The 11,829-nt window shown below is 61.4% G+C and carries 14 protein-coding genes and 1 pseudogene; 8 read left to right on the top strand and 7 right to left on the bottom strand.

All coding sequences use genetic code 11. The features are described from left to right. The 6 genes and pseudogenes from AC1D0Z_RS11265 to AC1D0Z_RS11240 form a co-directional block, all read left to right on the top strand. Positions 1-223: pseudogene (locus AC1D0Z_RS11265) on the top strand (MFS transporter); the annotation flags it as partial. Positions 224-414: 191 nt separating this feature from the next. Then, a complete protein-coding gene (locus tag AC1D0Z_RS11260; RefSeq protein WP_477658334.1) occupies positions 415-1,224 on the top strand; it encodes an SDR family oxidoreductase in 810 nt (269 codons plus the stop codon). 152 nt (positions 1,225-1,376) lie between these two features. Next, positions 1,377-1,976: a class I SAM-dependent methyltransferase gene (locus tag AC1D0Z_RS11255; protein WP_477658333.1), complete on the top strand. Its 600-nt coding sequence runs from the start codon at positions 1,377-1,379 to the stop codon at positions 1,974-1,976. Positions 1,977-2,077: 101 nt separating this feature from the next. Then, entirely contained in the window at positions 2,078-2,962 is an 885-nt protein-coding gene (dapA, locus tag AC1D0Z_RS11250; protein ID WP_477658332.1) for a 4-hydroxy-tetrahydrodipicolinate synthase, read from the top strand. A gap of 30 nt (positions 2,963-2,992) precedes the next feature. After that, the gene (gene bamC / locus AC1D0Z_RS11245) at positions 2,993-4,138 is read left to right on the top strand and encodes an outer membrane protein assembly factor BamC (protein WP_477658331.1); all 1,146 of its coding nucleotides are present in this window, start codon (positions 2,993-2,995) and stop codon (positions 4,136-4,138) included. A 47-nt stretch (positions 4,139-4,185) separates the two neighbouring features. Further along, complete coding sequence (locus tag AC1D0Z_RS11240) at positions 4,186-4,959, top strand: MBL fold metallo-hydrolase (RefSeq protein WP_477658330.1); 774 nt, start codon at positions 4,186-4,188, stop codon at positions 4,957-4,959. 101 nt (positions 4,960-5,060) lie between these two features. Here AC1D0Z_RS11240 and AC1D0Z_RS11235 read toward each other — a convergent pair whose 3' ends face one another. The 3 genes from AC1D0Z_RS11235 to AC1D0Z_RS11225 all read right to left on the bottom strand — a co-directional run bounded on the left by AC1D0Z_RS11235 (position 5,061) and on the right by AC1D0Z_RS11225 (position 7,303). Further along, complete coding sequence (locus tag AC1D0Z_RS11235) at positions 5,061-5,297, bottom strand: hypothetical protein (RefSeq protein ID WP_477646831.1); 237 nt, start codon at positions 5,295-5,297, stop codon at positions 5,061-5,063. A gap of 218 nt (positions 5,298-5,515) precedes the next feature. Beyond that, the gene (locus AC1D0Z_RS11230) at positions 5,516-6,031 is read right to left on the bottom strand and encodes a hypothetical protein (RefSeq protein WP_477658329.1); all 516 of its coding nucleotides are present in this window, start codon (positions 6,029-6,031) and stop codon (positions 5,516-5,518) included. A 39-nt stretch (positions 6,032-6,070) separates the two neighbouring features. Continuing rightward, positions 6,071-7,303, bottom strand: a complete 1,233-nt coding sequence (locus AC1D0Z_RS11225) for a JmjC domain-containing protein (protein ID WP_477658328.1) — start codon at positions 7,301-7,303, stop codon at positions 6,071-6,073. A 14-nt stretch (positions 7,304-7,317) separates the two neighbouring features. Here AC1D0Z_RS11225 and AC1D0Z_RS11220 point away from each other — a divergent pair, with 14 nt between their 5' ends. Beyond that, complete coding sequence (locus tag AC1D0Z_RS11220) at positions 7,318-7,842, top strand: FKBP-type peptidyl-prolyl cis-trans isomerase (RefSeq protein ID WP_477658327.1); 525 nt, start codon at positions 7,318-7,320, stop codon at positions 7,840-7,842. 81 nt (positions 7,843-7,923) lie between these two features. On the opposite strand, the gene AC1D0Z_RS11215 is transcribed toward AC1D0Z_RS11220, so the two are convergent. The 4 genes from AC1D0Z_RS11215 to coaBC form a co-directional block, all read right to left on the bottom strand. Further along, on the bottom strand, positions 7,924-8,433 hold the full coding sequence (locus AC1D0Z_RS11215) for an outer membrane lipoprotein (protein ID WP_477658326.1): 510 nt from the start codon (positions 8,431-8,433) through the stop codon (positions 7,924-7,926). Positions 8,434-8,651: 218 nt separating this feature from the next. After that, positions 8,652-9,098 (bottom strand): dUTP diphosphatase, encoded by a 447-nt coding sequence (gene dut / locus AC1D0Z_RS11210; protein WP_477658325.1) that lies wholly within the window; start codon positions 9,096-9,098, stop codon positions 8,652-8,654. A gap of 3 nt (positions 9,099-9,101) precedes the next feature. Continuing rightward, positions 9,102-9,536, bottom strand: a complete 435-nt coding sequence (locus tag AC1D0Z_RS11205; protein WP_477658324.1) for a hypothetical protein — start codon at positions 9,534-9,536, stop codon at positions 9,102-9,104. Next, complete coding sequence (gene coaBC / locus AC1D0Z_RS11200; protein ID WP_477658323.1) at positions 9,533-10,819, bottom strand: bifunctional phosphopantothenoylcysteine decarboxylase/phosphopantothenate--cysteine ligase CoaBC; 1,287 nt, start codon at positions 10,817-10,819, stop codon at positions 9,533-9,535. Before coaBC ends, AC1D0Z_RS11205 begins: the two co-directional genes overlap by 4 nt. 249 nt (positions 10,820-11,068) lie before the next feature. Here coaBC and AC1D0Z_RS11195 point away from each other — a divergent pair. After that, positions 11,069-11,829 (top strand): CTP synthase (locus AC1D0Z_RS11195; RefSeq protein WP_477658322.1); only part of this gene is annotated, 761 nt, incomplete at its 3' end.

Here is an 11,829-nt window from a genome sequence, read left to right as displayed (position 1 = left end):
CTTCGGCATCCAGCATTTGTCGATGCTGGGCGGCTTCATCTTCTTCAGCCACCAGATCGGCTCCTTCCTGGGCGTCTGGCTGGGCGGCTATTTATATGACCGCACGGGCAGCTACGACATTGTCTGGTACATCGCAATTGCATTGGGCGTGTTTGCCGCGCTGGTGAACCTGCCGGTGCGTGAGTCACCGATTGCACGCGCGGCCGTGCCTCAGGCGGCCTGACATGGCCAAAAGAATCGGCCTGTGGACGCTTGCGATCGTCGCGTCGCTGGGGGTATTTGCCCTCTACACACGGCCGGATTTCCTGTTCACACTCGCCAACCAGGTCTGGGCCTGCTTCTAGCGCAAGCCCTGCCCACGGGTTTTTATGTGTGTTTTGGGCTGCAGCCCAATCAGGACGGGCGCAAGCAGCTATGAAAACAATAGTAATCACCGGAGCCTCGGACGGCATTGGCGCTGAAATGGCGCGGCAACTGGCAAAAGCCCACGGCGCCGGCGTGGCGCTGGTGCTGGCGGCGCGCAATGAAGCATTGCTCAACGAGGTGGCGGGCCAATGCGCTGCCCACGGTGCGCAAACCCTTGCCGTCAAGACCGATGTGTCGCAGGAAGACCAATGCCGCCAGCTGATGGCCGCCGCCATCGGCCGGTTCGGGCAAATCGATGCCTTGATCAACAACGCAGGCATGTCCGCGCAAGCCCTTTTTGAAGACGTCAGGGCCCAGGACCTGGCCTGGTATGAGCAGCTGATGCGCATCAACCTCTGGGGCAGCGTCTGGTGCACCCATGCCGCCCTGCCGTATTTAAAAGTGCGCCACGGCAGCATCGTGGCGGTTTCCAGCCTGGCAGGCCTGATCGGCGTGCCGGGCCGCACGGCCTATAGCGCCACCAAATTTGCCATGACGGGCTTCTTCGAAGCCCTGCGTGCTGAGCTGAAAGGCGCCGGCGTCAGCGTGACAACAGCCTACCCGGGCGTGGTGGCCACCCGCATCCGCTACCGCGGCTTCAACGCGGCCGGTGAAGCAGCCGGCGCCAGCGGCCTGAAAGAAGACGACGCCATGAGCGTGGAAGAATGCGCACGGCTGATCCTGCAGGGCATGGAGCGACGGGAGCGCGAGGTGGTCATGACGGCCAAGGGCAAGCTGGGCCGCTGGCTCAAGCTGATCGCACCCGGCCGGGTTGAAGCGATGGCGCTGGCAGCGCTCAAAGATGACGTAAAACCATGAATATGGCCCCCACGCTTGTCACTGCGTGTTCTGCGCTGCCCCCCGAGGGGGCCGCTGCGCCTGCGGCCCGGCAAAGCCGGTTCCGCGGCCCCTGCTGGAATAGAACGGCCTCACAAGCTTCAGATGATTCACTATCTAGGCGCGTCTGATCTATGCACGGTAATGAAGAGCCCTCCGCCTGGGTGCAGCGCTGGTCGCACCTGATACCTGAGCGCGGCGTGGTGCTGGACGTGGCCTGCGGCCATGGCCGTCACGCGCGCTGGTTTTATGAGAAAAAACATCCTCTGGCCCTTGTAGACCGTGCGCAAACAGCTATCGAATTCATAGCATCAACTCTTCCCGCACGCCCTGCCCAAACCGTTGAAGCCGTCGTTGCCGACATTGAGGAAGGCCCGTGGCCCTTTGAAGGACGCCAATTTGACGCCGTCGTGGTCACCAATTACCTGTGGCGGCCGCTGTTGCCCACATTGCTGGCCAGCCTGGCGCCCGGCGGCGTGCTGATTTACGAAACTTTTACGCAGGGCAATGAAACGGTGGGCAAGCCCTCGCGCCCCGACTTTTTACTGCGCCCCGGTGAATTGCTCCACGTCTGCCAGGGCTTGAGAGTGGTGGCCTTTGAGGAGGGTTTTGAGGAGCATCCGCCACGCTTTGTTCAGCGCATCGCCGCCGTCCGCGAATCAGCCGCAACTGCGGGTTTATCCGCCCCCCTTCATACCGCGGAGGGGGGTCCACCCCGCTATAGACTGACCTAGGCTCTGGGTAGAATGCAGGATTGGCCTTTTCCGGGGCCGGCTTGAAGCTGTTCAGGCCGGAATACCGCAGACACATGGCCGCGAACGTTTACAAGCAGAGCATGAAACCCATTACTGGCAGCATCGTTGCACTGGCAACGCCCTTGCACGAAGACGGCAGCGTAGATTACCCCACCCTGCGCAAACTGGTCGACTGGCACATTGCCGAAGGGACCGACTGCATCGGCGTGGTCGGCACCACCGGCGAATCCCCGACTGTGAATGTCGAAGAACATTGCGAAATCATCCGGGTGTCGGTGGAACAAGCCAAAAAGCGTGTACCCATCATGGCCGGCTGCGGTGCCAACTCAACGGCCGAAGCCATCGAACTCGCCAAATTTGCCAGGGGCGTCGGCGCAGACTGCCAGCTGCAGGTGGTTCCTTACTACAACAAGCCCACCCAGGAAGGCCAGTACCGGCACTTCAAGGCCATCGCCGAAGCGGTCGGCGACCTGCCCACCGTGCTTTACAACGTACCCGGCCGCACCGTCGCCGATATGGCGCATGCCACCGTGCTGCGTCTGGCCCAGGTACCCGGCATTGTGGGCATCAAGGAAGCCACCGGCAATATCGAGCGCGCCCAGTGGCTGATCAAGGAAGTGCCCAAGGGCTTTGCCGTGTATTCGGGCGACGACCCGACCGCCGTCGCCCTGATGCTTTGCGGCGGCCAGGGCAATGTCAGCGTGACGGCCAATGTCGCGCCCCGCCTCATGCATGAACTCTGCGTTGCCGCCGTGGCCGGCGACACCCGGCGCGCCATGGAACTGCAACTTAAATTGCTGCCGTTGCATCGAAACCTGTTTGTCGAAGCCAACCCGATTCCGGTCAAGTGGGCCATGGCCCGTATGGGTCTTTGCGGCGGCACCTTGCGCCTGCCCATGACGCCGCTGGAAACATCGAACGAAGCCGCCGTGGAAAACGCCCTGCGCATCTGCGGCCTGGTCTGATTTGCTGATCTGATTTTTAAGGGAACCCAAGTGAAGATATTGCCAACACATCCTGCATTTTCCAAAGCCCGGAGCGCCGCAACCGTGTCTGCACTGGTTGCCCTCGGCCTGCTCGCCGGCTGCTCTTCCATCAGGGATGTGATGGAAGGCGAACGTGTCGACTACAAAAGCAGCGGCGCGAAAGCCCCTTCCCTGGCGATTCCTCCCGACCTGACACAACTCAGCCGCGAAACGCGCTACGTGGTGCCCGGCACCGCGGTGTCTGCCAGCAACTACCAGGTGGGCCAGCCAACCCAGGCGGTGCAGACAGCAGCTGTGACCGTGGGGGACGTACGCATCGAGCGCGCAGGCACCCAGCGCTGGCTGGTGGTAAACCGGCCGGCAGACAAGCTCTGGACGCCCGTGCGTGATTTCTGGCTGGAGAGCGGCTTCCTGCTGGCCCAGGACCAGGAAAACCTCGGCATCATGGAAACCGATTACGCAGAGAACCGCGCCAAGCTGCCGCAGGATTTCATCCGAAATACCATCGGCAAGGTTTTTGACAGCCTTTACTCCACCGGTGAGCGCGACAAGTTTCGCACGCGGCTGGAACGCCGTCCTGATGGCGGCACCGAAATCTATGTCAGCCATCGCGGTATGGTCGAGGTGCTGACCGGCGTCAAGAATGGCTCCTCTGGTGGCGACAGCACCATGTGGCAAYCGCGCCCTGCCGACCCGGAACTGGAAGCTGAATTCCTGCGCCGCCTGATGGTCAAGCTGGGTGTATCGCAAGAGCAGTCCAAGGCCCTGGTCGCCGCCGGCGCAGACAGGCAAACCTCGCGGATCGCCACGGTCAACAACCAGCCCGTCGTGCAAATCGACGAGGGCTTTGAACGCGCCTGGCGCCGTGTCGGCCTGGCGCTGGATCGCACGGGCTTCACCGTTGAAGACCGCGACCGCAGCCAGGGGACCTACTTCGTGCGTTATGTCGAGCCCATCGTCAACAAAACCGAACCCGGTTTCTTCAGCAAGCTGTTCAGCGGCTCGCCACCCGTCGTGCCGCCGTTGAAGTACCGTATCACGGTCAAGAGCCAGGGTGAAAGCACCACGGTGTCGGTCCTCAATGCCCAGGGCGCCCCTGAAGCATCGGCCAATGCCCAGCGCATCATCCAGGTGATTGCAGACGACCTGCGGTAACGCCGGCTCGCAACCGGTTTATCCCAGACTAACCATTTCATACCGGTGTGTTGAGGTTTAAAAGCCTGGGCAGTGGCAGTTCAGGCAATGCCACGCTGGTTGAGGCGGGCGGCATCACTCCTCTTCGCATTCTTGTCGACTGCGGGCTGGGGATCAGGCACCTGCTTTACCGGCTCGGTGAAGCGGGTCTGCAACCTGAAGATATCCACGCCGTGTTCATTACCCACGAGCACGGCGACCACATTGGATGCGCCCGGTCACTGTCGCTTCGTTACCGGATTCCGGTCTGGATGAGCCATGGTACCCACGCGGCCATAGGGTCGCCGGATTTTGACGGCCTGCTGCATACCGCGCGCGACGGAAAAGCCATTGACCTGGGCGGCATGCAATTGACGCCTTTTACGGTGCCGCACGACGCCCGCGAACCCCTGCAGCTCAGTTGCACCGACGGCTCGGCAAAGCTGGGCATCCTCACCGACCTCGGGCACGCCACGTCGCATGTCCTGGAGCATCTTGGCGGCTGCGACGCCCTGATGCTGGAGTGCAACCACGACGCCGACATGCTGGCTCAATCGTCTTACCCCGCGTTCCTGAAGCGGCGCGTAGGCGGCCAGTATGGGCATCTTTCCAATACGGCCGCTGCGGATGTCGCCCGTGGCGTGACGCATCGCGGGTTGCGGCACTTCGTAGCGGCCCATCTCAGCGCCCAGAACAACCGGCCAGAACTGGTGCAAGACCTGATGGCTGCGGCCCTCGGTTGCAGCGCGGAAGACATCATTGTGGCCAGGCCCGATACCGGCACACGCTGGATCCACATCTAAAAAAGCACATGCCTTTCCTGCGGGGGCATATCGGTCAAGTCCGGCAATGAGCGCCATAAAAAAAGCCGCCTCGCGGCGGCTTTTTTTGACTCGCTGAAGAATTACTTCGCGGCGCTGGCTGGAGCGGCGGTAGCAGCGGCTGCAGCGGCAGCGGCGTCAGCAGCAGGTGCCGATGCAGGGGCGGATGCAGCAGCGGCAGGAGCCGATGCGTCAGCAGCAGGTGCTGGAGCTGGTGCTGCAACTGGAGCTGGTGCCGGTGCTGGAGCTTCTTCTTTCTTGCCGCAAGCAGCCAGAGCAACAGCGGCAACGATAGCTGCCAAAACGAGTGACTTGTTCATTTTTACGATCCTTGATGATATTTAAGAAAACAATTTCCGGAAATTGCCAAARGAAAACCCAAACCGGAATTCAAGTTATTTTTGACCGGGGAAAGGACTCGAGCTCTTTCTACCCAGCTTTAAATTATATGCCGGATATTACAAATAGGAACGCAAGCCGGAAAACCCTAAGCCAGCCCGTAGGGCCTGGAGCCTCTTCAATTGCTTATCGGCCTGACTCAAAGCCCCAGCGTGGTAGCGGGAAACGACGGCGAACTTTTCAGCAAGCGCTCATTGATCCGCTCCCTCAAAGCCACCCGCCTGGCGACCTCCGGGCCGGCAATGCCGGTACAACGCTGGATGTCCAGCCGTTCAAATACCCAGCCGGGCCCCAGCAACGCGCTGGGCATGTCATCAGCCGCGGTTGACGCGTTGGCGCGGCATTCCACAATGTGGGCCCACGTACGCCGCCAGGTGACAAATCGGGCGTGGCGCCTGACCACCTCATCGTAGTTTTTGGCCAGCATGGTGAATTTCMGTCCCGTCATGGACCAATCGTTCAGCGCCTGGACCACCGCGCGTTCCCCCAATGGCCAGTCTTCGAAGTCGGCATCACACACGATGATTTCGCGCCAACCCTGTGCTGCTGCCGCTAAAAACGATTGCCTGATCAACTCGGTAAAGTCGCTGCGGCCGGTAAACCGGCCCTCGAGCAGGACCAGTGGCGAGGCAGAAATGGGGTTTTCCGGATCCATCAAACTTCTCCAGGCTATTAGGGCTATTTGAAGAGCAGGTCAGTCATCTTCCGCGGGCAGCGTCTGCCGCAACCAGCCCGCATCATGCCAGTCGCCCAACAGCGCGACGGCCGATGCACCCGCCTTGCGCAACTCCCCGGGTGTGAGGCAGCGCTGGTCTGCCAGACGGCGCATCAGGGAAGCATCGGCCCCCTTGGCGCGATAGCTTTCACCATTGATAAACACATGGTCGCTGTCATACATCATCCGCGTGCGCGGATCAAGGTGCACGCCGATGCTTCCTTGCCGCGCCGCGCCGGCATCCCACTCGCGCTCCACCTCGTCAAACCATACCGAGGCCTTGGGTTCGGTCATGTATTCACCCACCGCGCAAGCTACTGCCAGCGGGTCTTTCAACGCATCCAGAACCGCCTGGCGGGCAAAAGCCGTGAGCTCTGCCGGCATGGCCGCCGGCGTGGGGGTGGCTGTCTGGCCTGCATCGCGGTAGAGGCGGGGCTGCGGAGAACTGCGACCGGTATCGCGCGCCGCAGATTCGCCGTCGTCACGGCTGGCGTCCTCTGTGAACTCGGCCAGCCGGTGCAACAGCTCTGCGGCGAGTTCACCCTGTGCAGGCGCCCTGAACCCGATGGAATACGTCATGCAGTCGGCACTTTTGGCGCCGGCTGGCCCTGCCGCCTCGGCAATGCCGTCATGGGCATAGCGCGGAGGCAGGTAGAGCATGTCGCCGGCCTCCAGTACAAACTCCTCCTCGGGAACAAAGTTCTCAAGGATTTTCAGCGGTACGCCATCCTGCAGCGTCAGGTCCTTTTGCCGCCCTATCCTCCACCGCCGCCGGCCGCTGGCTTGCAACAGGAAGACGTCATAGCTGTCAAAGTGCGGTCCCACGCCGCCGCCAGGCGTGGCGAACGAAATCATCAGGTCATCGAGCCTGGCATCAGGCACAAAGCGGAATTTTTGCAACAGCGCATGCGCGCCGGCATCATGCAGGTCCACCCCTTGCACGAGCAGGGTCCAGGCTTTCTGGCTCAGCGGCGGGAGGCTTCGCGCAGCAAACGGGCCCTGTTTCATCTGCCATCCCCTGGGCTGCTGGACAATCAGCCGGGACTCCACCTGCTCGCGTGCCGCCAGCTTGAACAGCGCTGCACGGCTGAGCACAGGCTGCAGGCCCGGCAACGCCTGGCGAATGAGAAGCGGCTTCTTTTGCCAGTGCCGGCGCATGAATTGCGCCGGGCTCAGGCCGGCGAGGAGCTCTAGAGATTGATTGACATCCATGGGACAATTGTCGGATGAAAATCACCCCGCAATGCGTCGTAGCCCTGACATGGACGCTGAAAGACACTCTGGGCGATGTACTGGATGAACTGGACGAGCCAGTGGAGTTTTTGCTTGGCGGTGACGACCTCCTCGCAAAAATTGAAGCGACACTGCAAGGCCATGAAGCCGGCGACAGGCTGGAACTGCATCTTGAGCCCGAAAATGCCTTTGGTGACTATGACGAGAATCTGGTTTTCCTCGAACCACGGAAGATTTTTCCGGCAGAGCTGGAAGAAGGCATGACCTTCGACGGCATGGCCCTCCCGAAAGGCGGAAGCGGGCAGGCCCCCCACGACCATATCTACACGGTGACTGAAATCTACCCCGACCACGTGGTGCTCGACGGCAACCATCCCCTTGCGGGCATCGCCATCCGGTTAGATCTCAAGATTGAAGCCGTTCGCGAGGCCAGCGAAGAAGAAATCGGCCAGGGATCGCTTGGCACCGGCTTTTTCAAACTCGAACCCATCACCCCTGGAAGCGGCACACTGCACTGAGTGCGCGGCCATTCCAGGCGTAAAAAAGCCGGCTGCTTCCTGAAGAATCAGCCGGCCAGCAACACAGTTGAAACTGCGGCTTTACATGATCCGGTTGATCTGGCCGTTTTCAATCTTCACGCGGTCTCCCACGCGAAGGTTGCCGTAGCTGGGCACGTCGTAGGCGCGCGAGCTGCCATTGTCCAGCTGGACAGAAACGCGATAGCTTTCGCGGATGGTTGCGTTGCGGTTCTTTTCGATGGCATTGCCGGCCACCGCGCCGCCCACCGCACCCACCACGGTTGCAGCATCCTTGCCGCTGCCGCCACCGATCTGGTGACCCACCACAGCGCCAGCCACCCCACCCAATACGGCGCCTACGCCAGAGCCACGGCCTTTTTCGGTAGTCTGGATGGCTTCCACATTGATGACCCGTCCGTATTCGACGTAGTTGTTCTGCTGATTGGCAGGGTAGGACGATGAAGCGGGATAGGTTGAAGTAGTGGCCGGATAGGACGAATCTCCGCTCGGACTCATGGGGGCGCAGGCGGTCAGGCCTGCCAGCGCCAGTACTGCGCAAGCCGAGGAAATAAGGCGGAATGTGTTTTGCATGAATCTCTCCTGTTAATAAGTTCATGAGCGTCCGGGCGCCTGACCATCAGCCCTCTGGTAGAGAAGCCGGTGCCAGAGCGCGAAAACGCCCATGACCCATTAAGGACACGCCGCGGTAAATAGAGGGTGGGGTTTAGAGCTGTCGCGGCGTGGGAGCCGTATTGCAGGGGCTGTAGGAAAACGCCCGGCCCTTTACGGCCAACCCGGCGCGGCGGCGTTCAGGCTTTGCCTGTGGAGCCGTAGCCACCCTCACCGCGCTGGCTGGCCGGAAACTCCGCCACCACGTTGAATTGGGCCTGCACCACCGGCACGATCATCAGCTGCGCAATCCGCTCCATCGGCTCGATGGTGAATGGCACGTCACTGCGGTTCCACGCGCTGACCATCAGTTGTCCCTGGTAGTCGCTGTCGATCAGGCCGACCAGATTACCAAGCACAATGCCGTGCTTGTGGCCCAGCCCCGAGCGCGGCAGGATAAGTGCGGCGTACCCAGCATCGCGCAGATAGATGGCAATTCCGGTGGGCACCAGTTGCCAGGCGTTGGCGGCCAGCGTGAGCGGCGCATCCAGGCAGGCGCGCAGGTCCAGGCCGGCACTTCCGGGAGTGGCATAGGCGGGCAGATTGTTCTGGAGGCGCGGATCAAGAATCTTGACGTCGATTTGCATGAGCTATTTTTTTCGGGGTGGTTGATTTTTTCGGGCTTCTTCAGCCGCTTGCAGGGCCAGGTCGCGCAGGCGCTGGACCAGCGCGCCGGATGAACGGCGATTGGCCTGAAAGACCGCCCAGGCCCCATACACCAGCAGTGCAGGCAGAAAAAGGAAACCGGCACCCGGCAGCACTTCCGACAGCACCTGGGTAGCGATCCACAGAATGACGACCCATTTGACATGGGTGAGAAAGGCGGCGCCGGTGGCGGCGATTGTCGCGGGTTTTTCAGGGCGGGTTCCAGGGCTTGCCGGAGCCGGAGCGCGGAAGGAAATCTTTTCCTGCGGCTTGGGCCGGTCTTCAGATACGCCGGCCGCCAAGTTCGCGTTCGCATTCGTCAGGCGTTCCACATAACTGACGAAATCACCATCCGGCGGTGTGTTCGAGGGAAGGCTCATGATGCGACCGCTTTCCCACTGGAGGCCGCCGCCATCCGGGTAGCAATCTCTGTTACCAGCCGCCGCGCCAGCGAGAGCTTGGAGGCGCGCGGCAATGCGGTGCTGCCTTGGGCATCCACCAGCAGCAGCGCGTTGTGGTCCTGCCCGAAGGTATCCGGGCCAATGTTGCCGACCAGCAGCGGCACTTTTTTGCGCAGCCGCTTGGCTTCTGCGTTATCGGCCAGGTCCTGGCTTTCAGCCGCAAAGCCCACGCAAAACAGGCGGCCTGCCTGGGCTGCGGGCGACTGGGCGACAGTAGCCAGAATGTCCGCGTTTTCGGCAAACACCAGCTGGGGCGTCTGCCCGGAGCCGTCTTTCTTGATCTTTTGCACTGCTGGTGCCGCCGGCCGCCAGTCGGCGACGGCTGCCGTCGCTATAAAAACAGTAGCTGCTTGCGCACGCCCAGTAACGGCTTCAAGCATATTTTGTGCGGATTTGACGTCAACACGACTCACACCGCGTGGTGTGGCCAGGCGAACCGGCCCGGCCACCAGGGTGACTTCAGCGCCTGCCTCCCGCGCAGCCCGGGCAATGGCAAAACCCATTTTCCCGCTCGACAGGTTGGTAATGCCGCGCACCGGGTCTATGGCTTCGTAGGTCGGGCCGGCCGTGACCAGAACGCGCTGGCCGGCCAGCACTTTGGGTGCAAAAAAAGCAATCAGGTCTTCAAGGATCTGCTCGGGCTCCAGCATGCGCCCATCCCCGGTTTCGCCGCAGGCCTGAAACCCGCTGCCAACGCCCAGCACCGTGGCGCCGTCGGCGGCCAGTTGCACAAAATTGCGTTGGGTTGCTGGATGGGCATACATTTCGCGGTTCATGGCCGGGGCCACCAGCAGCGGAACCTTGTCGATGGGACGGGCCAGGCACATCAGGCTCAGCAGGTCGTCAGCGCGCCCATGAAGCAGTTTGGCCATGAAATCAGCGCTCATGGGGGCCACCAGGATCGCATCCGACTCACGCGACAGGTTGATGTGCGCCATGTTGTTCGTTTCGCGGCTGTCCCACTGGCTGGTATAGACCGGCCGGCCGCTCAGGGCCTGCATGGTGACGGGCGTGATGAACTGTTCGGCAGCTTCGGTCATCACCACCTGCACCGTGGCGCCCGCCTTGACCAGGGCCCGGCACAGCTCGGCCGCCTTGTAGCAGGCAATGCCACCGGACAGGCCCAGCACAATGTGTTTTCCGGCCAGGTCCAGGGCTTCCCCGTCCAGGCCGTTTCCCAAAGGATTCACTTGATTCGTCATGTTCCGCAATGTATCAGTTAAGCCCACGCTTTTCGCTGCGCGTCATGCGCTGCCCCCTAGGGGGCGCTGCGCCTGCGGCCCCGGCTGGTTGCGTGTGATCAACACTGGCCTGTCACGCAGGCTGCGAGCTGTCAGGCAAGCTCAAAACGCCCTTGGGCCGAAATTCAATAACCACTGCAAAGGGCGCCCTGCAGGCAACCCGTATAATCTCCGTTTACCACCTCTACGAACTTGCGGTTCGTACCTGACATGACCAAATTTGTCTTCGTCACCGGCGGTGTGGTGTCTTCCCTGGGCAAGGGAATCGCCTCAGCCTCCTTAGCTGCGATCCTCGAATCGCGAGGCCTCAAAGTCACTTTAATCAAGCTCGATCCCTACCTCAACGTGGATCCGGGCACGATGTCCCCCTTCCAGCACGGCGAAGTTTTTGTGACCGACGACGGCGCTGAAACCGACCTGGACCTTGGTCACTATGAGCGTTTCATCGAAACGCGCATGCGCAAGGCCAACAACTTCACCACCGGCCAAATTTACAAAAGCGTGCTTGAGAAAGAACGCCGCGGCGACTACCTCGGCAAGACCGTGCAGGTCATCCCGCACGTCACCAATGAAATCCAGGAATTCGTCAAACGCGGCGCCGGCTATGAGACGGCAGACGCGGTCGACGTCGCCATCGTCGAAATCGGCGGCACCGTCGGCGACATCGAGTCGCTGCCTTTCCTGGAAGCCGTACGCCAGATGAGCCTGCGCCTTGGCGCCAACAACACCGCCTTCGTTCACCTGAGCTACGTTCCCTGGATCGCTGCCGCCGGCGAGCTCAAGACCAAGCCGACCCAGCACACTGCCAAGCAATTGCGTGAAATCGGCATCCAGGCCGACGTGCTGCTGTGCCGCGCCGACCGCCGCATTCCCAACGAAGAGCGCGAAAAGATTTCGCTCTTCTCCAACGTTCCTGAATGGGGCGTGATCTCCATGTTGGATGTCGACACGATTTACAAAGTCCCCCGCAT

The sequence above is a fragment of the Polaromonas sp. P1_E3 genome (assembly GCF_056405935.1).
Note: the sequence above shows the minus strand (reverse complement) of the source record. Positions and strands in the feature narration are given on the sequence as shown.